Origin of the sequence: Aquisalimonas asiatica (assembly GCF_900110585.1) — a bacterium.
GTDB classification, from domain to species: domain Bacteria; phylum Pseudomonadota; class Gammaproteobacteria; order Nitrococcales; family Aquisalimonadaceae; genus Aquisalimonas; species Aquisalimonas asiatica.
The window spans coordinates 653,267-673,969 of sequence record NZ_FOEG01000001.1 but is presented as its reverse complement, the minus strand read 5'-3'; the positions used below and the strand labels follow the sequence as shown (position 1 = coordinate 673,969).

The window sequence follows — 20,703 nt, the reverse complement described above, 5'->3', positions numbered from 1 at the left end:
AACCGCGGTCGCGGGCGGAGCAGCGGACATGGAACCCATCGGCATCGTTCACAGCTGTTTCGATGAACGCTTTGGCACACCGCGTCAGCCCGGTCTGGTTCCCGCTGCCACGGCGCGGCTGGAGCTGCTGCCGCCGTTCGATGCGGCGGATGTACTCCGCGGGCTGGAAGGCTTCTCCCACGTCTGGATCCTTTACCGGTTCCACGCCAACCAGCACGACCGCTGGTCGCCCACCGTGCGGCCGCCGCGGCTTGGTGGCAACACACGGACCGGCGTGCTGGCGACCCGGTCGCCGTTTCGCCCCAACCCGATCGGCCTCTCGGTCGTGGAGCTGGAGGCAGTGGTCGTCGGGCGCGAGTGGCGGGGGCTCAGGCTGCGCAACCACGACCTCGTCGATGGCACACCGGTACTGGATATCAAACCGTATCTGCCTTACGCCGACAGCATCCCCGATGCCGTGACGCCGGACGCCTTCGCCGCTGAAGGGGGGCGTCTGGACGTGGTATTCGCCCCGGAGCTGCTCCATGAGCCGCCCGCCAACGATGGCGGCTGGCGGCGGCTGGTCGAGCAATCGCTGGCCACCGATCCCAGACCGGCCTTCCGTGAGCAGGACGACACCCGTGAGTACGGGGTCAGCATCGAGGGGTACAACGTGCGGTTTCGGGTGGGTAAGGACCGGCGGGTGCAGGTGGTGGCCATCGGGCGGTGATGCCGGCCCGCATCGCCCGGGATGCGGGCCGGACCTGTCAGCTTCGTTCGGTAATGTAGACGACGCTGATACCGGAATTCTCCAGCGCTTCCGTCAGTGCCGACCGTGAGGGTTGTTCGCCGCCCCGGACGACGATACGGTTACGATCAGCGTCAACGGATTGAAGGGATAACCCGTCGATGTCGGCAATGGGCTGGACGCCTTTCCATGCAGGCCCGAAGCCGGAAGGGAGGCCACGAACGACGATCTCGAAGGTCCGTTCTTCCAGCTCCTGCTCCGGGCTGGCATCCGGATCGTCCCCCTCGGGAAAATCTGCCAGCGCGTGACCGGAACCGATCATCAGGACGATCAGCAGCATAATGCGTGGTGTCTTCATGCCCATCCCCTATTCGTGCAAGGTCATTTCATTCTCCATCATGGGGCTTTCATGAACAAATTCCATGGAGCAGGCCGGGCGCTTCGGCTCGCCGTCATCGTCGTGCTGGTGTTGTGGGCGTCCGGGTGTGCCCGCCATGACGGTGACCCCGATCGAGTGGACGCGCGCGAGGCGCCCGAGCCGGCGCCGGGTGCACCGGGGGTGCTGGTGAATGTCTTCGACTGCGCCGACGGCGAGCGCGTCGTCACCCGGGGGCGGGAGGGGGAGCGCCTGATCGCGCACCGTGACGGGGATACGTGGGACATGCTGGCGGTGGATGACGCCGAGACCACTTACGAATCGGACGACGGCGCTGTGTGGCAGCGGGATGGCGCCCAGGCCCAATGGACCGGCCCCGAGGGAGGCCAGGTCCGGTGTGGCGAAACGCCGGGTGCCGTGGTCTGGGAGGAAGCGCGCCTGCGGGGCGTCGATTACCGGGCCGAAGCCGGGGATCAGTCCTGGGAACTGGAGCTGGACGGGGACACGCTGAGTTTCCGGCATCGCAGCCGGGACGGTGTGCTGCGCGTCGATGACGCCGAGTGGCGTGACGACCGCGGGCGCCTGGACGGCGGCGACCCGGAGACGGGCATCGCGCTGGAGCGCCTGGACATGCCCTGCGATCACGGCGACGGCGTGGATACCCTGGAACAGGTCCGGATCACCGTGGAAGGCCGCCCGTTGCAGGGGTGTGGCGGGTTTCTCGACGAGGATCTTGCCCCTTGAGGTCGCGGGGAGCGTCGCGTATGGATTGTCGGCCCGGTTGCGGGGCTTGCTGCGTGGCCCCGTCCATTTCATCTCCCATCCCCGGGATGCCCGGTGGCAAGCCGGCCGGCGTGCCATGTATCCACCTCACGGATGACGCCTTGTGCGGGTTGTTCGGCCAGCCGGACCGGCCTGCCGTCTGCGAGGCGTTCAGCGCGACCCCGGCCCTGTGCGGAGACAGCCGGGAGGACGCATTTGCCCGGCTCCGCGCACTGGAAACGGCCACGGCGTGAACACCCGCGCAGCCGATCTGAAAGCGCTCGGGCAGGCACTCCGGGATGACGCCGGGGCCGCCGGCTGGCGCCGTATGGTGGTGCTCAGTGGCACACAGCCGTGGTGTCGCAGCCAGGCACTCGATCTCCTTGCCGGTAGTCCTGCCGGCGATAGCCCCGTCCTCTGGGCAGGTCATGCGCCACCCGCCGAAACGACGGGGGCCGCCCCGGACGGCCTTGGCCGGTATCTGGGGACGGAGGCGCAGGCGCTTGTCATCGACGCATATGACGGCCTGGACCCGGACGGGCTTGGCGCCGGTGTGGGCACGGTGCGGGCCGGTGGGCTGGTGGTGCTGCTGACTCCGCCACTGGATGAATGGGCCGACTTTGATGACCCCCAGCTGATGCGCCTGGCGGTGGACGGCTACGACGCCGCCGCCGTTGGGCGCCGTTTTACGGCCCGTCTGGCGCGGATTCTCGCCAATGACCCCGGGGTAGTACGGATTCGTGAAGGGCATCCGCTGCCGCAGTGGGGGGCACTGGAGCGCGCCCCGGAACTCACGGACGAGCTGGAGGACGCCGACTGTATCAGCGCGGATCAGGTGCGTGGGGTGGAGGCGGTGCTGCGGACCGCGACGGGACATCGGCGCCGCCCGGCAGTGCTCACCGCTGACAGAGGCCGCGGCAAGTCGGCCGCGCTCGGCATCGCGGCGGCCCGCGTGCTGAGCGAGCGGGGTGGCACGGTGGTGGTGACCGCTCCCCGGCGGGCAGCAGTGGATGCCGTGCTGCACCATGCGGCACGTGTCCTGGAAACAACCCCTGGGCGCAGCGAGGTGCGTGCGCCCAATGGCGGGGTGCTCCGCTTCATGGTGCCGGACGAGCTGGCGGGCAGCCGGGAGGCGCCGGACCTGGTCCTGGTGGACGAGGCAGCGGCATTGCCGCCACACCGGCTTGGCCAGCTACTGCGTGACCACAGCCGTATCGTCTTTGCCACCACAGTGCATGGCTACGAGGGCAGTGGCCGCGGGTTCGTGCTGCGGTTTCAGCCCGTGCTCGATGCGGAGACACCGCACTGGCGCCACGTGCCCCTGGTGACGCCCGTGCGCTGGCGGCAGGGGTGTCCGGTGGAGGCGCTGCTGTTCCGCATGCTGCTGCTGGACGCGGAGTTGCCCGATGCCGATGATGAAGACGTTGCGAGCGCTCCGGTCACCGCACAGGTGCTGGACCGGGATGCCCTGGCCACGGACGAGACGCTGCTTCGAGGCGTCTTCGGCCTGCTGGTGCACGCCCATTACCGCACCCGGCCGCTGGATCTGCGCAATCTGCTGGATGGCCCCAACCTGCAGCTCCACCTCCTGTGGCGCGGCGCCGTCCTGGCCGGTGTCGCCATGGTTGCTACCGAAGGCGGCTTCGAGCCGGCTGTCGCCCGTGCCATCTGGGCGGGGGAGCGCCGCCCCCGCGGGCACCTGTTGCCCCAGGGGCTGGCCGCCCATGTCGGTGTTCGTCAGGGAGCGGCGTGTCGCGCGGCGCGGATCATGCGGATTGCGGTTCATCCGCGGCTGCAGGGACACGGGTTCGGGCTGCGGCTCGTGGAGCACATTGCCGGGGCCGCCCGCGGCGCCGGGCACGACGTACTGGGCGCGAGTTTCGGCGCGACAACCGGGCTGCTGGCGTTCTGGCGGCGTGCCGGCTGCGTGCCGCTCCGGCTCGGGGTGCGCCGGGATGCCGCGAGCGGGACGCACTCGGCGCTGGTGGCGAGACCGCTGACCGCGCGTGGCGCGGAGCTGGTCAAGGAAGGGCGCAGCCTGTTCGCGCGGGACTTCCCCGCGCAACTGGCCGATCCGCTCCGGCAGGTGGAACCGGAGCTGGCGCTGGCGCTGTTTGCCGATCTCGCCGTTCCCCCGCCGGATGAGCGGGACTGGCTGGATGCCGCAGGATTCGCCCATGGGCACCGCGCCTACGAGGTGGTCATCGCCGCGCTGCGCCCGATTGCGCGGGCAGTGCTGACATCCAGCGCCGCACAGGAGTGGCTGTCGACCCGGGAGCGTCGGGTGCTGTTGGCGCGGGTGATCCAGCAACGGCCCTGGCAGGAGTCCGCGGAGGTGTGCGGTCTGACGGGGCGCCCCGCCGTGATCGACGTGCTCCGCCGCAGTTTTCGCACGGTGATCGCCCACCAGGCGCCGGAGTGGGTCCGGCGCCTGGTGGCGTCGGACTACGCCAGGTCCAGCACCACGTTCCCGACCACCTGACCGCTCTCCACCAGGGCATGGGCCCCCGCTATCTGCTCAAGTGGCCTGCGCTCGGCCACCCGGTGCCGCAGGGCATCCTGCTGCAGCAGGTCCGTGACGCCGTGGATGGCGGCCCGGTGGTCGGCTTCGGGGAGGTTGTAGACAATGAAGAACTGCAGCAGCACGTTCTTCAGGATCGACGGGAAAAAGGGCAGAGTCACCTCGCCCGCGTTGGCACCGTAGGCAACGATCAGGCCGTTCGGGCGCAGCGCGGCCACGTCCACCGCCGCGTTGGCGGCAAACTCCAGCTCCACGATCCGGTCGGCGCCCTGGTCACCGGTCAGGGCCATGGCCCGCTGTGCCACGTCCTCCTCGCGGTAGTTGATCACCTCGTCGGCGCCCGCTTCGCGCGCGACCGCAGCCTTCTCCGCGGAACTCACCGTGGTGATGATCCTGGCCGCGCCCGCCGCCCGCGCCATCTGAATGGCATACCAGGATACGGCACCGGCGCCGCCGGCGATCAGCACGGACTGACCCCGCACGCCACCATGGCAGTTGACCGCGTGGAATGCCGTGAGCGCCGGGATACCGAGGCAGGCTCCGGCGGCCATGTCAACGCTGTCGGGGAGTGCGACCACCTGTCGCTCCGGCAGGACGACGTAGTCCGCCGCCGTGCCGTCGGGCCGACCCCAGGCCGCGTTCCATACCCACACGCGCTGGCCTTCCGTGTGCGCGGTGACCCCGTCGCCCACCGCGTCGATAACGCCAGCTCCGTCGCTGTGCGGGATGATGCGCGGGAAGGGCAGCTCCCGGCTGCGCGCCCCGGCCCGGGTCTTCACGTCGGACGGGTTGACGCCGCTGGCGTGCAGGCGGACGCGGACTTCGCCCGGCCCGGGTTCGGGTGTCGGGATGTCGGAGACGGTCAGGACATCGGCGGCGGGGCCGACGCGGTCGTAGTGGGCGGCTCGCATGGAACGGTTCTCCTGGTTGTTGTGGTTGTGGCGGGAAGCGCGCTATGTATCGGTGTCCAGGTCCGTGGCGATGATGGCGGTGGCGATGTCGTCCATGGTCGCGCCGATGATGTCCGGCTGGTCGAAAAGCGGGTCCCACACCTGCCCGGGGCGTGCCAGGAACGCGCCGGCCCAGCCAGCGTTCATGGCACCGGCAATGTCCCAGGCGTGGGCGGCCACCAGCCGCATCTCCTGCGCCGTGGCGAGCATGCTGCGTGCGGCCGTGTTGTACACCTCCGGGGCGGGTTTGAGGGTCTGTGCCATGTCGACGCTCATGATCTCCTCGAAGAAGTCGCTCAACCCGGCATTGTCGAGCTGCGCCCGGGCAGCCTGGGGAGCGGAGTTCGTCAGGGCGACCATGCGCAGCCCGGCATCGCCCATGCGCCGGAGCGCCGGGGCCACGTCGGGGTGCGGAGGCAGTGAACGCATGCCGCCGGCAATGGCGTCACGATCCTTCTGCGACAGCGACACACCGTAGCGCTCGGCAGTCTGGGTCATGGCGCCCGCCGCGATGCTGGAGAAGTCGTGGTAACGGCCCAGTATAGTGGTGGTCATGGCGCTCTGGAGGACCTGGCTGAACCAGGTCTCCCGCGCCCGGGCCGTGCCGAAGACCCGTTCGAAGACGGGGTCGAGGCCGCCCAGATCCAGCAAGGTTTCGTTGACGTCGAAGGCGATGATGCGGCTCATGCTGCTCCCCCCAGTTGTCCGTCGGCCGGGTTGCGGCCTGCACTGGATGGTAACAGCATGCGGTGATGGCGTGGCAGCGGCGGGAGTGACAATGGGACGTATCGAGTGGGGTGCAGCGAGATGAGGGTGTTGCGTTTACTGACCCTGGGCCTGTGTCTGGCGATCGCGCCGCTGTCTGCCCGGGCCGCATGCGAGCTCCCGCCGGGCGGCTGGATGACGCCCGGCGGAGAGCCGCTGGATGAACGGGTGCTCTATCGCGAGCTGGCCACCTCCCAGGCGGTACTGCTGGGCGAACGGCACGACCGCATGGCGCATCACCGGTGGCAGTTGTCGACCCTGGCCCACGTGCGTGCCCACGAGCCGCACCTGGTGCTCGGGCTGGAGATGTTCCCGCGCACGGTGCAGCCGGTCCTGGACGCCTGGGTGGACGGTGAGCTGGATGAGCGGGAGTTTCTCCGCCGCAGTGGCTGGTACGAGCACTGGGGGTTCGACCCGGCGCTCTACCTGCCGGTGCTGCACTTCGCTCGTATGCATGGCATCCCGCTGATCGGTCTCAACCTTGAGCGGCCCGTGATCCAGCGCATCGGCGCCGAGGGGTGGGATGCGGTCCCGGCCGCCGAGCGTGATGATGTCGGACCGGCAGCCGGTCCGGGCACGCGTTACCGGGAGCGGTTGATGGAGAGCTTCGAACAGCACGCGGAGCACGGGATGGCGGGGGATGCCGAGGCGTTCGTGCGTGCCCAGCTTGCACGGGACCGGGCCATGGCGGAGGGGATTTCCTCGGCGCGGGAGGAGCATGACGGTGCGCTGGTGGTCGCGCTCATCGGGCGGGGCCACCTGGCGTACGGCGACGGTGTGCCGTACGAACTCGCGGACCTGGGGCTCGACGATGTTGCGGTACTACTCCCGGACGGCGTGGACGGCGACTGCGGCGAACGGGATCCGGATCTGGCCGATGCCCTGTTCCGCCTTGACGACGCGCGTCATGAACGGGCCGCACCGTCCCTGGGTGTCACGCTCGGCGAGGCGGACGCCGATGGTGTGCGCGTCACCGGCGTTATGCCGGAGTCGGTGGCCGCCGGGGCCGGGCTGGAGGAGGGGGATCGGATCATCACGGCCGCCGGGGAACGGCTGAAGGCGCCGGCGGAGCTGCAACGCATCATCCACCGGCAGGCGCCGGGGACATGGTTGCCGCTGGAGGTGGTGCGTGACGGCGAGACCGGGCAGGTGATCGCCCGGTTCCCGCCGTCACCGGACGACTAGCAGGATGTGGGCTGCCTTGGGCGCTGCTCTTCACCGAAGAACCAGGGGCGCAGCCGGACCCCGGCCATGTTGCCGAGGAAACCGAAGACCAGCCAGACCCAGCCGTGCAGGCTGCCCGACGCGATGCCGCTGAAATAGGCGCCGATGTTGCAGCCGAATGCCAGGCGGGCACCGTAGCCGAGCAGGAGGCCGCCGATGATGGCAGCCATCAGGGGCCGGAACGGAATCCGCAGGCTGGGGGCGAAACGCCCTGCCAGTGAGGCGGCAAGGAGGGCGCCGAGAACAATGCCGAAGTTCATGACCGACGTGGTGTCCGCAAGCACACCGGCCTGCAGGGCCTGGGCGTTGCCGGCCTCCTGCCAGTAGCTCCACTGGGCGACATCGATGCCGATCATCTCGAATCCTTTCGCGCCCCAGAGGGCGAATGCCGCGGTGATCCCCCACGGGCGGCCGGCGAGAACCAGCGTGACGAAGTTCAGCACCGCCAGCGCCACGGCGCCCCAGATCAGTGGCCACGGGCCCCGCAGGAAGCGCGTCCAGCCGGCGTTGTCAGAGGGCCGGGGTTGTTCGAGCTGGCCGTGGCGACGCCGCTCCAGTACGCGGGTGCCGAAGTAGATGGTGGCAAACAGGGCGAGGCTCAGTGCCAGGCCGCCGGTCACCCCGAGGCTGTCCACCAGGGAGACGGCCTCGAAAGCCGGTTGATCCCACCACCAGTCCACGTGGTGGGTGGCGATCACGGAGCCGAGGATGAACCCGATCAGCGTGACCACCATACGCATGTTGCCGCCGCCGGCAGTGAACAGCGTGCCGGACGCGCAGCCCCCGCCCAGCTGCATGCCCACGCCGAACATGAACGAGCCCACCATGACGGCGACCCCGATGGGGGCGACGAATCCGCTGACTTCGCCGCCGAACACCGATCCGGCACCCAGGGCAGGGAAGAACAGCACCACCGCCACGGCAAGCATGATCATCTGTGCGCGCAGGCCTGCGCCGCGGCGGTCAGTGATGAAAACGCGCCAGGCCGAGGTGAACCCGAACGCGGCGTGGTAGAGCACCACGCCAAGGGCTCCGCCCACGGCAAACAGCATCGCCTGGGTCGCATCAATGACCTGGCCGATGTACAGCAGGCCGAGCGCGAGCAGTGCCAGCGCGATCCAGCCTGCGGGGTTCATGCCGCCGGGTTGACCGACGACGGCGGACGGGGATGCCGACATGGAAAGCCTCCGTGTTAGGGAGCTTGATGGGCTCCGGTTTTCGATGTGCGCAGCATACATCGACGGAAAGGGCGGTGTGAAAGGCCGCCGGGCTCTAACCTTAGAACGCTCTCAAGCGCGCGGGGCGGGTGGTCAGCCCGCGCCGGCGTCGGCTGCTCCACCGGGTCCGGGCATCATGACCTCCGCCAGCAACTGCAGCGAGCGCAGCCGCGCCGCGGCGTCGTAGACGTCGTTGGTGATGATGAGTTCGTTGGCGCCCGTGGTGTCCAGGAAGTGGTTGATGGTCTCCCGCACCGTCTCCGGGGCGCCGAACGCGGATGCGCTCAGGGTGTTCTCCACCATGGCCTGCTCCTGGCGCGACCACAGCCCGTCCATGGTGTCGACCGGCGGATCCAGGCGGCCGCGCTGGTTCCGGATCATGCGTAGAAAGCGCTGTTTGACCGAGGTCGCCAGGCGTTCCGCTTCCGCATCGGTGTCCGCGGTGATCACGTTCATGGCCACCATGGCGTACGGTTCGTCCAGCACCGCCGAGGGCTGGAAGACCTCGCGGTACAGACGCAGCGCGTCCATCAGGTGGCGCGGCGCGAAATGGCTGGCGAAGGCAAAGGGCAGACCGAGCTGCCCGGCAAGCTGGGCACTGTAGCCGCTGGAGCCCAGCAGCCAGATGGGGATGTCCAGCCCCTGACCCGGGATGGCCCGGACTTTCTGCTGGTCACGTGCCGGCGCCAGGTAACCGCGCAGTTCCGCCAGCAGCTCCGCGAAGTCCGGCTCCTGCAGGGCGTTGGCCCCGCGCAGGGCCCGGGCCGTGGCGCCGTCCGTCCCCGGCGCGCGCCCGAGCCCGAGGTCGATGCGGCCCGGGTAGAGCGTCTCCAGCGTGCCGAACTGCTCGGCGATGACCAGCGGTGCGTGGTTGGGCAGCATGACACCGCCGGAGCCGACCCGGATCCGTTGCGTCTGGGCGGCAACGTGGCCGATGAGGACCGCCGTTGCGGCGCTGGCAATGCCGTCGAGATTGTGGTGTTCCGCCAGCCAGATGCGCTGAAAGCCGAGACGGTCGGCCTCACGGGCGTGGGCCACCGTGCGTTCGAAGGCGTCTCCGGGGGAGCCGCCCTGGGTGATGGAAGCAAGATCGAGCACGGAAACGGGAGTGGTCGCAGCGCCGTTCATGACTCAGCCTTTGATTGGGATGAATGGGGTCCGGGCAGCCCGCGCGAGGCCGCGGTGGCAACCAGCAGCATCAGCGCCACCGCGCTGACCATGGCTGCCCAGCCGATGTGGGCGTACAGGATACCAGGCAACCAGGCGCCGAGGGTGCCTCCGGCATAGTAGGCCGCGATGTAGAGTCCGTTGACCACACCACGGCGGTCGGGTGCCAGGGCGTTGACGATGCCCGGTGCGGTGCCGTGCACCAGGAACATGCCACCGCAGAAGACCAGCATGACCGCGAACAGCGCCGGCAGCGACGGCACCAGAAACCCCAGGGTGGCCAGCAGAAAGACTCCGAGCCCGAGCCGGACCGTTGCCCGCGCACTGCCGCTCCAGCGCGTAATGCGGCCGGAGGCGAGCGCGACCACGATGCCCATGAGGTAACCGGCGTACAGCAGCGCAATGGTGTCCTCGCCGGTCTCGGGCCGCAACTGGACCGCCCGGAATGGCAGGTAGGTGAGCAGCGCGGCGAACACGAAGAACACACTGAACCCGATCAGGCAGGTGGCAGCCACGCCGGGGCGGGCGAAGACCTCACGGCAGGTGCGCCAGTTGATGCGGGCGGCGTTGGGTGGCTGATCGCCGTCCAGGCGCAGGAGCAGGGGCGTGAGCGCGAGCAGTCCGCCACCCAGCAGCCAGAACGCCGCTTCCCAGCTCCAGTAAGCGGAGATCAGCCCGGCGAGTGCGCGGCCCAGGAATCCTCCGAGAACGGTCGCGGCCACGTAGGCGGCCATGGTCGCGGCCAGCCGCTCGGCGGCGACACGGCCGGCGATGAAGGTCATCAGCGCGGTCAGCGCGGCGGGAATGAGAATCCCCTGGGCGATCCGTGCGACAAGCAGCACCGTGAAGCTGTCCGCCAGCGCAAAGACGATCTGGCTCACCCCCAGCAACGCCACCGCGCCGGCGAGGACCCGGCGTGCGCTGAGGCGCTCCAGCCACAGCCCGTAGAGAATCGGGGCGATACTGAGGGGGAGCAGCGTGGCCGTGATCAGCAGTGCCGCGCGCGTCTCGGAGACGCCATACAGGTCGGCGAGCAGCGGCAGCAGGGGCTGGGGGGCGTAGAGCGCGCAGAAGACCAGAACCGTTGCCACGAGCAGGCGGGTCATGGCTGTTATCGTTCTCCCGTGAGCAGACGCTCCAGAATCCCCTCGTAGATCGCCGACAGGGTGTCCAGGTCGGCAGCGGTGACCCGCTCGTCGATCTGGTGAATGGTGGCGTTGAGCGGGCCCAGTTCGATCACCTGCGCGCCGGTGGGCGCGATGAAGCGCCCGTCAGACGTGCCGCCGCCGGTAGACAGCGCGGCCTGCCGGCCCGTGACCCCGGTAATGGCGTCCAGGGTTGCCGCCACGAGATCGCCCGATTCGGTGACGAACGGGCGCGCCGAGAGCTGCCAGTCGATCCGGCAATCGAGGCCGTGTCGCTCCAGCACGGCATCGACCCGCGCCTGCAGCGACTCCGGCGTGCTCTCCGTGGAGAAGCGGAAATTGAACGTGACCTCCACGCTGCCGGGGATGACATTGGTCGCTCCCGTGCCGGCATTGATGTTGGAGACCTGGAACGTGGTGGGCGGGAAGCTGTCGTTGCCCGCGTCCCAATCGGCCGCCGCCAGCTCCGCCAGGGCGGGGGCAAGGGTGTGGATCGGGTTCTGCGCCTTGTGCGGATAGGCCACATGGCCCTGTACCCCGTAGACTGTCAATACGCCGTTCAGCGAACCGCGGCGGCCGTTCTTGACGGTGTCAGCCACCGTGGCGTCACTGCTCGGTTCTCCCACCAGGCACCAGTCGATCTGTTCACCGCGACTCTGCAGGGTGTCCATCACCCGGGCCGTGCCGTCCTTCGCCGGGCCTTCTTCGTCGCTGGTAATCAACAGGGCGATGGAGCCGCGGTGTGACGGGTGCTTCGCGGCGAACCGTTCGCAGGCGGTCACGAACGCCGCGAGGCTGCCCTTCATGTCGGCGGCCCCGCGGCCGTGGAGCACACCGTCGCGGACCTGGGGGTCGAACGGCGGCGTGGTCCATTCCGATTCCGGCCCCGTGGGCACCACGTCCGTGTGGCCGGCGAACACGAACAGCGGGCGCGCCGTGCCACGCCGGCTCCACAGGTTGGTGACGTCGCCGAAACACATTGTCTCGCCCTGGAATCCGGCCCGGTCGAGCCGCTCCTGGATCAGCGGCTGGCAGCCGGCGTCGTCGGGGGTGACCGACGGCCGGCTGATTAGCGCCCGCGCCAGCTCCAGGGTATCGCTCATGGCTGGTCCACTCCCAGTGCCGCCCGGTAATCGGCCTCGCGGAACCCCACCACCACCCGGTCGCCCGTCTCCAGAACGGGCCGGCGGATCAGTGTTGGCTGCTCCCGCAGCAGGGCGGCGGCGTCGGTGTCCGCCCGCTGGCGCTGCTGCTCGTCCAGCTGACGCCAGGTGGTGCTGCGCCGGTTGACCAGCTCGGCTGCGCCGAGCTGGGTGAGCCAGTTGTCCAGCGCCGCCGGCACGCCGTCGCGCCGGAAATCGTGGAACGTGGCCTCCACGCCGGCATGCTCCAGCCATTTCAGTGCCTTGCGACAGGTGTCACAGCTCTTGATGCCGTAGACCGTGGCCATGATCAGGGGCGCAGCAGTTCGTTGATGCCGACCTTGGCGCGGGTCTTGGCGTCCACCTGCTTGATGATGACGGCGCAGTAAAGGGAGTGGGTGCCATCGGCGGAGGGCAGGTTGCCCGGCACCACCACGGCGCCCTTGGGCACGCGGCCGTAGAGCACTTCACCGGTCTCGCGGTTGTAGATCTTGGTGCTCTGACCGATGAAGACGCCCATGGAGATCACGGCCCCTTCCTCGACGATGACCCCTTCAACGATCTCGGAGCGGGCACCGATGAAGGCGTTATCCTCGATGATCACCGGATTGGCCTGCAACGGCTCCAGGACACCGCCGATACCGGCACCGCCGGAGAGATGCACGCCCTTGCCGATCTGGGCGCAGGAGCCCACGGTCGCCCAGGTGTCCACCATGGTGCCCTCGTCCACGTAGGCACCGATGTTCACGTAGGAGGGCATGAGCACCGCGCCGGGGGCGATGAACGAGCCGCGCCGGGCCACCGCCGGCGGCACCACGCGCACGCCGCCGCTGTGGAAATCCTGGCTGTTGTAGTCGGTGAACTTCAGCGGCACCTTGTCGAAGTAGTTCACCGCGCCGGTGCGCATGACTTCGTTGTCGTGCAGCCGGAACGACAGCAGCACGGCCTTCTTCAGCCATTCGTTCACGATCCAGTCACCGTCGCGCTTCTCGGCGACCCGCGCTTCGCCGCGGTCAAGCATCATGATGGCCTGCTCCACGGCGTCCACCACCTCGGGGGATGCCGTGCGCGGGCTGATCTCGCCGCGTTTCTCGAATGCCTCTTCAATGACGGAGCGGATGGTGTCCATGGTGATTGGCCTCGTTGTTCAAGTGTTCGTGTCAATTGGGTGACTGTCCGGGCCGTGCCGGGGTAGTGCCGCCTACAGTCGTTCCACGCACCGTCGGATGCGCCACATCGCCTCTTCGCACTCGGCCTCGTCGGCGACCAGCGCCATGCGGACATGACCGGCGCCCGGGTTGACGCCGTTCGCCTCCCGGGAGAGATAACTCCCGGGCAGGACCCGCACGTTCTCCTGCTCGTAGAGCGTCCGTGCGAACATGACGTCGTCCACCGGCGTGCGGGGCCACAGGTAAAAGCCCGCATCCGGTGCGTCAACATCCAGCACCGGGCGCAGGATCTCCAGCGCGGTATCGAACTTCGCCCGATAGCGGGTGCGATTATGCCTGACGTGGGCCTCGTCGTCCCAGGCGGCCTGGCTGGCCTGCTGGACGTGCAGGGGCAGGGCGCAGCCCTGGTAGGTGCGGTAACGCAGAAAGCCCTCGAGGATGCCGGCGTCCCCGGCGACAAAACCGGATCGCAGGCCGGGCACGTTGGACCGCTTGGACAGGCTGTGGAAGACCACGCAGCGGTGGAAGTCCATCCGCCCCATCCGTGCGCACACCTCCAGCAGACCCAGGGGCGGCCGCTCCTCATCCGGGTAGAGCTCGCTGTAGCACTCGTCGGCGGCGATGACGAAGTCGTGGGCGTCGGCCAGGGCGATGAGCTTTCGCAGCCACGCTTCCGGCAGTACGGCCCCGCTGGGGTTGCCCGGCGAGCAGATGTAGATCAGGGCGCACCGCCGCCACGTTGACTCGGGCACGGCGTCCAGGTCCGGGAGGTAGGCGGTGTCCACGGTGGTGTTGAGATAGACCGGCTCCGCACCGGCAAGCAGCGCCGCGCCCTCGTAGATCTGATAGCAGGGGTTGGGCATCAGCACCAGGGCGTCACGCCGCCCGGAGACCACGGCCTGGGTGATGGCGAACAGCGCCTCGCGGGTTCCCGCTGCGGGCAGCACGTTGGCGTCCGGGTCCAGGGCGCCGGCCCCCAAAGCGAAGCGGCGTTCCAGCCAGCCGCACAGGGTGCTGCGCAGCTCCGGGGTTCCACCCGTGCCGGCGTAGCGACCGAGGCCGTCGAGGTTCGCGGCCAGGGTCTCGCCGATAAAGGCCGGCGGCGCGTGCTTCGGCTCGCCGATGCCCAGGTTCACCGGTGTCGCCGGGGTTGGATCCACGTCCGCCAGCAGCGCGTTCAGCCGCTCGAACGGATAGCGCTGCAGGCGGTCCAGGTTCGGGTTCATGGTCATGGTTGGTTACAGTCCGGTCGCCTGTTCCACGAGGTCGCTGGTTTCACCCAGGAGTTCGATGAGCATCTTGCGGATGGCCCCGAGCTGCTTCTCGTCCGTGAGCGGCGCATTGTTGTGGTCGGTAATGAAGAAGACGTCCTCGGCGCGGGCGCCGATGGTGGCGATCTTGGCGCTCTGCAGGCGAACGCCGCAACGGGCGAAGGTGTACCCCACCCGTGCCAGCAGGCCGGGCCGGTCGGCGGTGATCAGCTCCAGTACCGTGCGCCCGTTGTTGGGGTCATCCATGAAGCTGATCTGCGTGCCGACATTGAAATGCTGCAGTTGCCGGGGCACCGATCGGCAGCTCGGCGGGCGGAGTTCGTCCTGGCTCAGCACGTGGCGCAGACGGGTGCTGATCTCGTCCTTGCGGCCCGGGTCCTGGACGGGGTTGCCGTCGTCGTCGAGGACCAGATAGCTGTCCAGGGTGTAGCCGTTGCGCGTGGTAATGATGCGCGCGTCCTGGATGTTCAGGTTGAGCTGGTCCATGGCGTACACGGTGAGCGCGAACACGTGGTCCTTGTCGGAGGTGTAGACGAAGGCCTCGGTGCCTCCCCGGGCCCCGTGCCCGTCGAGCAGCACCAGGGGCAGGTCCTGCGACTGGCAGCGGGCAATGGCCTCCGTGTGCCAGGCGATTTCCTCGGCGGAGTAGCGCAGGAAGTAATCGTCCGTGAAATGGCGCCAGACAGACTTCACCGTCATGTGGTGCAGCCCCTTCACCTTGAGCCGGCGGCGCGCCTGCGCCTGGGTCTCCCGGACCAGCTCCTCGGTGTCGATGGGGTGTTCCAGGCCGCGGCGCAGGGCGCGTTTCGCCAGCGTGTAGAGCTCCAGTAGCAGGGCGTCCTTCCAGGAGTTCCACATCTCGGGGTTGGTGGCCCGGATGTCGGCGACCGTGAGCAGGTAGAGGTAATCCAGCCGTGTGCGGTCACCGATCTGGTCGGAGAACGCGTTGATGACCTCCGGGTCGGAGATGTCCTTGCGCTGCGCCGTCATGGACATGAGCAGGTGGTTGCGCACCAGCCACGCCACCAGCCGCGAGTCGTACTCGCTCAGGCCGTGGGCGGCGCAGAAGGCGTAGGCGTCCTCCGCGCCGAGCTCGGAGTGGTCGCCGCCGCGCCCCTTGGCGATGTCGTGGAACAGCGCGGCCAGGTAGAGAAGGTTCGGCTTCGGCAGCCGCTGCATGATGGTGTGGCAGAAAGGCAGCTCCGAGGCGTGCTCGGGGAGAGCGAACCGGCGCAGGTTGCGCACCACGAACAGGGTGTGTGAGTCCACCGTGTAGACGTGGAACAGGTCGTACTGCATGCGCCCGGTAATGGCGCCGAAGGCCGGAATGTAACGCCCCAGGAGCCCGTAACGGTGCATGCGCCGGATCTCGTGGGTGATGCCCCGGGGCTGGCGCATGATCTCCATGAACAGGCTGCGACAGCGGAGGTCGTCCCGGAAGCGGTCGTCGATCAGGTGCCGGTTGGCACGGATGAGGCGAATGGTCGACGCCCGCACGCCCTTGAGCTCCTGGTACTGCTGCATCAGCAGAAAGACCTCCAGCAGCGCAAACGGGTAGCGCTGGAAGACGTTCGGGTGAGTGACCTCGATGAACCCCTTGCGCGACTGGAAGCGCTTGTTGATGAGCTGCGGCGGCTCCCGGTCATCGGCGTAGAGAATGACTTCCTGGTAGAGCTGCAGCAGCATCTCGTTGAGGCGGCTCAGTTCCATGACCGTGCGGAAGTAGCGCTGCATGAACTGCTCCACACCCAGGGTGTGATCCTGGTCCGTGTAGCCGAACTGCTTTGCCAGTGCCGTCTGGTGATCGAAGATGAGCCGGTCCTCGCGCCGTCCCGCCAGCGTGTGCAGGGCGAAGCGGATGTCCCAGAGCAGGTTCTGCCCGGCGTCCAGGTCCTGGTACTCCTCTTCGGTGAGAAAGCCCTGGTCCACCAGGTCGTGCAGCGTCTCCGCGCCGAAATGGCGCTTCGCCACCCAGCCCACCATCTGGATGTCCCGCAGCCCGCCGGGGCTCTCCTTGATGTTGGGCTCCAGGTTGTAGGCAGTGTCGTGGTACTTGGCGTGGCGATCCAGCTGTTCGCGCCACTTGGCCTCGAAGAAGGCGCGGCTGGGCCAGACCCGTTCCGGACCGGTGGCCTCGCGCATGGCCTGGTAGAGCGGCTCGGGGCCCTTCAGCAGCCGCGACTCCATGAGGTTGGTGGCCACCGTGATGTCACGCTCCGATTCGGTGACGCAATCGTCCAGGGTGCGGACGCTGTGGCCGACCTCCAGGCCGATGTCCCAGAGGAAGGTCAGAAATGCCTCGATGCAGCCATCACGACCGTCGAGGCCGGTGTCGTCCAGCAGCAGCATGAGGTCGATATCGGACCCCGGGTGCAGTTCGCCGCGGCCGTACCCGCCCACGGCGACCAGGGCGATGCCGGCGCACCGGGCGTCCATGATCCGGTCCCAGGCGCGCTGCAGGAGCTCGTCGATCAGCCAGGTGCGCAGTGGCACCAGAATGCGCGCGGGGGCACCCTCACGGAAGCGGCCCATGAGAATGGCATCGCCGTGCTCGCGTGCGTCGCGGAAGACACGGATCGCCGGCTCCCCGGCGGCCAGCCGGCGATCCAGCTCGTCGCCATCGAACAGGACTGCGTCCGCTTCACTGGGGTAGGCGCTGGCTGTGGACATGGCTTGCCTCAGTCCGGGACCACTTCGCCGTCGCGAAGCGTCAGGATGTCGTAGCCGTCACGGGTGACCGCCAGTGTGTGCTCCCACTGCGCCGACAGGCTGTGGTCCTTGGTCACGACGGTCCAGTCGTCCTTGAGCAGGCGGGTTTCCTTGCGCCCGGCATTGATCATGGGCTCGATGGTGAAGGTCATGCCTTCCTCCAGCACCATGCCGGTGCCGGGCGTCCCGTAGTGCAGCACCTGCGGCTCTTCGTGGAAGTCGACGCCGATGCCGTGTCCACAGTACTCGCGAACGACCGAATAGTTGTGGCTCTCGGCGAACTGCTGAATGGCGTGGCCGATGTCGCCCAGCCGCGCGCCCGGACGAACGGCGCGGATCCCCTTCCACATGGCTGCGTGGGCCACCTCGCTCAGGCGGCGCCCCTGAATGGTCGGTTCACCCACATAGAACATGCGGCTGGTGTCACCGTGGTAGCCGTCCTTGATTACGGTGATGTCGATGTTGAGGATGTCGCCCTTTTTCAGCTTCTTCGGGCCGGGAATGCCGTGGCAGACCACATGGTTCACCGAGGTGCAGATCGACTTCGGAAAGCCGCGGTAGTTCAGCGGTGCCGGCACGGCGTTGTTCTTGTTGACGATGAAATCATGGGCGACGTCGTCGAGCGTCTCGGTGGTAACCCCTGGTGCGATGTGCTCCTCCAGAAGGGTCAGGACCTGGGCGGCAAGGGCGCCGGCGGCGCGCATCTTCTCGATTTCCTCGCTGGATTTGATGGTGACCGACATAGGTTCGCGGGAATCTCCGGCTGGTGGGTGGCTTCGGCTGGCCGCGTCTGGCATGGCGATGCCCGCAGGGCGGTCATGGGCCGCTGCAGGCGCGTGACAGGGCGGTTGCGAAATTGTCGCGGTAAGCCAGTTATGGTATAAAGCGCGCGCTCTTCAGGCAAATGCCGGAGTCAAATTCGTGGTCGCCGACAGGCGACTGATATCACACCTGCACCATGTTTGAACCGGACAGCGGGGTTGCTCGGCGACGAGTTCCTGTCCGGGGTGCGGGGAGGCCCAAACCCGATCAGGAGATCACACCATGGCCAACGTATCCATGCGCGAAATGCTGGAAGCCGGTGTCCACTTCGGACACCAGACCCGCTACTGGAACCCGAAGATGGCACCGTACATCTTCGGTGAGCGCAACAAGATTCACATCATCAACCTCGAGAAAACCCTGCCGCTGTATCAGGATGCCCTGAACTTCATGGGCAAGCTCGTCTCCAATGGCGGCAAGATCCTGTTCGTCGGCACCAAGCGGGCGGCGCGGGATGCGGTGCGCGCGGAAGCACAGCGCTGCAACATGCCGTTTGTCGATCACCGCTGGCTCGGCGGCATGATGACCAACTTCCGCACCGTCAAGCAGTCCATCCGCCGGCTGAAGGATCTGGAGCAGCAGGAAGAGGACGGCACGTTCCAGAAGCTCGTGAAGAAAGAGGCCCTGGAGCTGACCCGCGAAAAGGACAAGCTGGACCGCTCGCTGTCCGGTATCAAGAACATGGAGCGCCTGCCCGATGCCATGTTCGTGATCGATGTCGGCTTCGAGAAGATCGCCATCAAGGAAGCCCAGAAGCTCAACATTCCGGTGATCGGCGTCGTGGACACCAACAACTCGCTCAAGGGCGTGGACTACGTGATCCCGGGTAACGACGACGCGATTCGTGCCATCCAGCTGTACACCCGCGGCGCGGCCGATGCCATCGAGGACGCCAAGGCCTCGTCGGTGAAGCCGGGGGCCAGCGAGAAGGACGACTTCGTGGAAGTGCAGGACAACAGTGCCGCAGAGGGCGAGGGCGCCGCGACCCAGTAATCCGCGCCCGCGGTGCAACGGTGCGGCGGGCTGCCGCCGCACCGGGCAAGCGCTGGCAGGGGCATCGCCCCCGCCCAGCTGCAACGTAACGACTGAATACGAGAGGGATTGGACATGGCGATTACAGCTGCCCAGGTGAAGGAACTCCGCGAGCGGACCGGCTCCGGAATGATGGAATGCAAGAAGGCGCTGGTGGAGGCCGATGGCGACATCGATCAGGCCATCGAGACCATGCGCAAGAAGGGCATGGCCAAGGCCGAGAAGAAGGCGGGCCGTGTTGCCGCCGAAGGCAAGGTCATCACCCGTACCAGCGACGACGGCCGTCTCGGGGTCATTCTCGAGATGAACAGCGAAACCGATTTCGTCTCCGCCGGTGACGATTTCAACGACTTCGCCGATGCCATCGCCCGCATCATTCTGGAAAAGCAGCCGGCGGACGCCGACGCGCTGATCCAGCTGCCGTTCGATGACAGCCGCGACGTTCACACCGCGCGCCAGGAACTGGTTGCCAAGATCGGCGAGAACATCCAGCTGCGTCGGTTCCAGCTTTACAAGAGCGACGCCGGACAGGTGCACCACTACCTGCACGGCAGCCGCATCGGTGTCATGGTCGAGATCGAGGGCGGAGACGAGCAGCTCGGTCGCGACATCGCCATGCATATTGCCGCGAGCAACCCGGCTGCGGTGGACGAGAACGACATGCCGGCGGAGCTTCTGGACAAGGAGCGCGCGATCCTCAAGGCCCAGGCCGAAGAGAGCGGCAAGCCGCCGGAGATCGTCGAGAAAATGCTCGAAGGCCGTGTGCAGAAGTTCCTCAAGGAAACCACCCTGGTCGGTCAGCCGTTCGTGAAGGATCCCGATCAGAGTGTCGCCGAGCTTCTCAAGGGCGCCGGTGCGACCGTCAAGGGGTTCACGCGCTACGAGGTCGGCGAGGGCATCGAGAAGGAAGAAGGCAATTTCGCCGAAGAGGTGATGGCCCAGGTTCGCGGTTCCTGAGCCGGTGTGAGAGGATCTCGGCTCATGAGCAAGCCTGTGTATCGTCGTATACTCCTGAAGGTCAGCGGTGAAGGGCTGATGGGCGATGCCGATTACGGCATCGACCCGGCCGTCAGCCGCCGGTTGGCCCGGGAGATTGGCGAAGTCCGCGAACTGGGTGTCGAGGTCGCACTCGTGGTCGGCGGCGGCAATATTTTCCGGGGTGCGGGCCTTGCCGCCGCCGGCATGGATCGCGTTACGGCGGATCACATGGGCATGCTGGCCACCGTGATGAACGCCCTGGCGCTCCAGGATGCCCTGGAGCACGCGGGCGTGTTCACCCGGGTGATGTCCGCGATCAAGATCAATCAGGTCTGTGAGGACTACATACGCCGCCGGGCCGTGCGCCACCTGGAGAAGAAGCGGGTGGTCATCTTCGCTGCCGGCACCGGCAATCCGTTCTTCACCACGGATTCGGCAGCGAGCCTGCGCGCCGTGGAGGTGGATGCGGACATCATGATCAAGGCCACCAAGGTGGACGGCGTATACTCCGCCGACCCGGCCCACGATGCCGGTGCGTCACGCTATCGCCGTCTGACCTACGACCAGGTTCTGGATCAGAGGTTGTCGGTGATGGATGCGACTGCCATCGTACTGTGCCGGGATCAGGGCCTGCCCATTCAGGTATTCGACATGACCCGCCCGGGAGCGCTCATGGATCTGGTCCTGGGTGCGGATGTGGGCACCATCGTCGAGAGAGGATGACTA

General features: G+C 67.6%; 20 protein-coding genes. 8 read left to right on the top strand and 12 right to left on the bottom strand.

All coding sequences use genetic code 11. The features are described from left to right. Positions 1 to 28 precede the first annotated feature (28 nt). Positions 29 to 709 (top strand): tRNA (N6-threonylcarbamoyladenosine(37)-N6)-methyltransferase TrmO, encoded by a 681-nt coding sequence (tsaA, locus tag BMZ02_RS03205; protein WP_091639854.1) that lies wholly within the window; start codon positions 29 to 31, stop codon positions 707 to 709. 37 nt (positions 710 to 746) lie between these two features. On the opposite strand, the gene BMZ02_RS03200 is transcribed toward tsaA, so the two are convergent. Then, entirely contained in the window at positions 747 to 1,085 is a 339-nt protein-coding gene (locus BMZ02_RS03200; protein WP_139209127.1) for a hypothetical protein, read from the bottom strand. A 51-nt stretch (positions 1,086 to 1,136) separates the two neighbouring features. Between BMZ02_RS03200 and BMZ02_RS03195 the strand changes: the two genes are divergently transcribed. Genes BMZ02_RS03195 through BMZ02_RS03185 form a run of 3 tightly spaced genes read left to right on the top strand, consistent with a single transcriptional unit; the run spans position 1,137 to position 4,347 of the window. Beyond that, positions 1,137 to 1,847 (top strand): hypothetical protein, encoded by a 711-nt coding sequence (locus BMZ02_RS03195; RefSeq protein WP_091639850.1) that lies wholly within the window; start codon positions 1,137 to 1,139, stop codon positions 1,845 to 1,847. 20 nt (positions 1,848 to 1,867) lie between these two features. Then, positions 1,868 to 2,119, top strand: a complete 252-nt coding sequence (locus BMZ02_RS19325; protein WP_091639849.1) for a YkgJ family cysteine cluster protein — start codon at positions 1,868 to 1,870, stop codon at positions 2,117 to 2,119. After that, on the top strand, positions 2,116 to 4,347 hold the full coding sequence (locus BMZ02_RS03185) for a tRNA(Met) cytidine acetyltransferase TmcA (RefSeq protein ID WP_091639847.1): 2,232 nt from the start codon (positions 2,116 to 2,118) through the stop codon (positions 4,345 to 4,347). The genes BMZ02_RS19325 and BMZ02_RS03185 overlap by 4 nt, the downstream gene beginning before the upstream one ends. On the opposite strand, the gene BMZ02_RS03180 is transcribed toward BMZ02_RS03185, so the two are convergent. Together BMZ02_RS03180 and BMZ02_RS03175 are read right to left on the bottom strand one after the other, a co-directional pair. After that, entirely contained in the window at positions 4,311 to 5,297 is a 987-nt protein-coding gene (locus BMZ02_RS03180) for an NADPH:quinone reductase (RefSeq protein ID WP_091639845.1), read from the bottom strand. The two genes, BMZ02_RS03185 and BMZ02_RS03180, sit on opposite strands and share 37 nt — an antisense overlap. Before the next feature lie 42 nt (positions 5,298 to 5,339). Continuing rightward, a complete protein-coding gene (locus BMZ02_RS03175; RefSeq protein ID WP_091639843.1) occupies positions 5,340 to 6,023 on the bottom strand; it encodes a haloacid dehalogenase type II in 684 nt (227 codons plus the stop codon). A gap of 126 nt (positions 6,024 to 6,149) precedes the next feature. Between BMZ02_RS03175 and BMZ02_RS03170 the strand changes: the two genes are divergently transcribed. After that, the gene (locus BMZ02_RS03170) at positions 6,150 to 7,286 is read left to right on the top strand and encodes a ChaN family lipoprotein (protein ID WP_425425063.1); all 1,137 of its coding nucleotides are present in this window, start codon (positions 6,150 to 6,152) and stop codon (positions 7,284 to 7,286) included. Here the strand turns inward: BMZ02_RS03170 and BMZ02_RS03165 are convergent. The 9 genes from BMZ02_RS03165 to map form a co-directional block, all read right to left on the bottom strand. Next, a complete protein-coding gene (locus BMZ02_RS03165) occupies positions 7,283 to 8,503 on the bottom strand; it encodes a YeeE/YedE family protein (RefSeq protein ID WP_091639840.1) in 1,221 nt (406 codons plus the stop codon). The two genes, BMZ02_RS03170 and BMZ02_RS03165, sit on opposite strands and share 4 nt — an antisense overlap. A 132-nt stretch (positions 8,504 to 8,635) precedes the next feature. After that, on the bottom strand, positions 8,636 to 9,670 hold the full coding sequence (locus BMZ02_RS03160; protein ID WP_091639838.1) for an LLM class flavin-dependent oxidoreductase: 1,035 nt from the start codon (positions 9,668 to 9,670) through the stop codon (positions 8,636 to 8,638). Continuing rightward, positions 9,667 to 10,815 carry an MFS transporter gene (locus tag BMZ02_RS03155; protein WP_091639836.1) on the bottom strand — a complete coding sequence of 383 codons (1,149 nt, stop codon included), beginning with the start codon at positions 10,813 to 10,815 and terminating at the stop codon, positions 9,667 to 9,669. Before BMZ02_RS03155 ends, BMZ02_RS03160 begins: the two co-directional genes overlap by 4 nt. A gap of 5 nt (positions 10,816 to 10,820) precedes the next feature. Beyond that, positions 10,821 to 11,957 carry a succinyl-diaminopimelate desuccinylase gene (gene dapE, locus BMZ02_RS03150; protein WP_091639835.1) on the bottom strand — a complete coding sequence of 379 codons (1,137 nt, stop codon included), beginning with the start codon at positions 11,955 to 11,957 and terminating at the stop codon, positions 10,821 to 10,823. Further along, entirely contained in the window at positions 11,954 to 12,304 is a 351-nt protein-coding gene (locus tag BMZ02_RS03145) for an arsenate reductase (RefSeq protein WP_091639833.1), read from the bottom strand. Before BMZ02_RS03145 ends, dapE begins: the two co-directional genes overlap by 4 nt. Before the next feature lie 2 nt (positions 12,305 to 12,306). Continuing rightward, positions 12,307 to 13,125: a 2,3,4,5-tetrahydropyridine-2,6-dicarboxylate N-succinyltransferase gene (gene dapD, locus BMZ02_RS03140; RefSeq protein ID WP_091639832.1), complete on the bottom strand. Its 819-nt coding sequence runs from the start codon at positions 13,123 to 13,125 to the stop codon at positions 12,307 to 12,309. Positions 13,126 to 13,197: 72 nt separating this feature from the next. Continuing rightward, positions 13,198 to 14,391 carry a succinyldiaminopimelate transaminase gene (gene dapC, locus BMZ02_RS03135; RefSeq protein ID WP_091640399.1) on the bottom strand — a complete coding sequence of 398 codons (1,194 nt, stop codon included), beginning with the start codon at positions 14,389 to 14,391 and terminating at the stop codon, positions 13,198 to 13,200. A gap of 12 nt (positions 14,392 to 14,403) precedes the next feature. After that, a complete protein-coding gene (glnD, locus tag BMZ02_RS03130) occupies positions 14,404 to 17,106 on the bottom strand; it encodes a [protein-PII] uridylyltransferase (protein ID WP_091639830.1) in 2,703 nt (900 codons plus the stop codon). A gap of 8 nt (positions 17,107 to 17,114) precedes the next feature. After that, a complete protein-coding gene (map, locus tag BMZ02_RS03125; RefSeq protein WP_091639828.1) occupies positions 17,115 to 17,888 on the bottom strand; it encodes a type I methionyl aminopeptidase in 774 nt (257 codons plus the stop codon). 301 nt (positions 17,889 to 18,189) lie between these two features. Between map and rpsB the strand changes: the two genes are divergently transcribed. The 3 genes from rpsB (at position 18,190) to pyrH (ending at position 20,700) form a co-directional block, all read left to right on the top strand. Then, a complete protein-coding gene (gene rpsB / locus BMZ02_RS03120; protein WP_091639827.1) occupies positions 18,190 to 18,960 on the top strand; it encodes a 30S ribosomal protein S2 in 771 nt (256 codons plus the stop codon). A 114-nt stretch (positions 18,961 to 19,074) separates the two neighbouring features. After that, entirely contained in the window at positions 19,075 to 19,956 is an 882-nt protein-coding gene (gene tsf / locus BMZ02_RS03115; protein WP_091639825.1) for a translation elongation factor Ts, read from the top strand. Positions 19,957 to 19,980: 24 nt separating this feature from the next. After that, positions 19,981 to 20,700, top strand: coding sequence for a UMP kinase (gene pyrH, locus BMZ02_RS03110; RefSeq protein WP_091639823.1), 720 nt, complete (start codon positions 19,981 to 19,983; stop codon positions 20,698 to 20,700). Positions 20,701 to 20,703: the final 3 nt, after the last annotated feature.

Bases quoted from the DNA above. Each gene is read 5' to 3' on its own strand.
- tsaA (WP_091639854.1), top strand. From the start codon at position 29: ATGGAACCCATCGGCATCGTTCACAGCTGTTTCGATGAACGCTTTGGC.
- BMZ02_RS03200 (WP_139209127.1), bottom strand. From the start codon at position 1,085: ATGAAGACACCACGCATTATGCTGCTGATCGTCCTGATGATCGGTTCC.
- BMZ02_RS03195 (WP_091639850.1), top strand. From the start codon at position 1,137: ATGAACAAATTCCATGGAGCAGGCCGGGCGCTTCGGCTCGCCGTCATC.
- BMZ02_RS19325 (WP_091639849.1), top strand. From the start codon at position 1,868: ATGGATTGTCGGCCCGGTTGCGGGGCTTGCTGCGTGGCCCCGTCCATT.
- BMZ02_RS03180 (WP_091639845.1), bottom strand. From the start codon at position 5,297: ATGCGAGCCGCCCACTACGACCGCGTCGGCCCCGCCGCCGATGTCCTG.
- BMZ02_RS03175 (WP_091639843.1), bottom strand. From the start codon at position 6,023: ATGAGCCGCATCATCGCCTTCGACGTCAACGAAACCTTGCTGGATCTG.
- BMZ02_RS03165 (WP_091639840.1), bottom strand. From the start codon at position 8,503: ATGTCGGCATCCCCGTCCGCCGTCGTCGGTCAACCCGGCGGCATGAAC.
- BMZ02_RS03160 (WP_091639838.1), bottom strand. From the start codon at position 9,670: ATGAACGGCGCTGCGACCACTCCCGTTTCCGTGCTCGATCTTGCTTCC.
- BMZ02_RS03155 (WP_091639836.1), bottom strand. From the start codon at position 10,815: ATGACCCGCCTGCTCGTGGCAACGGTTCTGGTCTTCTGCGCGCTCTAC.
- dapE (WP_091639835.1), bottom strand. From the start codon at position 11,957: ATGAGCGATACCCTGGAGCTGGCGCGGGCGCTAATCAGCCGGCCGTCG.
- BMZ02_RS03145 (WP_091639833.1), bottom strand. From the start codon at position 12,304: ATGGCCACGGTCTACGGCATCAAGAGCTGTGACACCTGTCGCAAGGCA.
- dapD (WP_091639832.1), bottom strand. From the start codon at position 13,125: ATGGACACCATCCGCTCCGTCATTGAAGAGGCATTCGAGAAACGCGGC.
- dapC (WP_091640399.1), bottom strand. From the start codon at position 14,391: ATGAACCCGAACCTGGACCGCCTGCAGCGCTATCCGTTCGAGCGGCTG.
- glnD (WP_091639830.1), bottom strand. From the start codon at position 17,106: ATGTCCACAGCCAGCGCCTACCCCAGTGAAGCGGACGCAGTCCTGTTC.
- map (WP_091639828.1), bottom strand. From the start codon at position 17,888: ATGTCGGTCACCATCAAATCCAGCGAGGAAATCGAGAAGATGCGCGCC.
- rpsB (WP_091639827.1), top strand. From the start codon at position 18,190: ATGGCCAACGTATCCATGCGCGAAATGCTGGAAGCCGGTGTCCACTTC.
- tsf (WP_091639825.1), top strand. From the start codon at position 19,075: ATGGCGATTACAGCTGCCCAGGTGAAGGAACTCCGCGAGCGGACCGGC.
- pyrH (WP_091639823.1), top strand. From the start codon at position 19,981: ATGAGCAAGCCTGTGTATCGTCGTATACTCCTGAAGGTCAGCGGTGAA.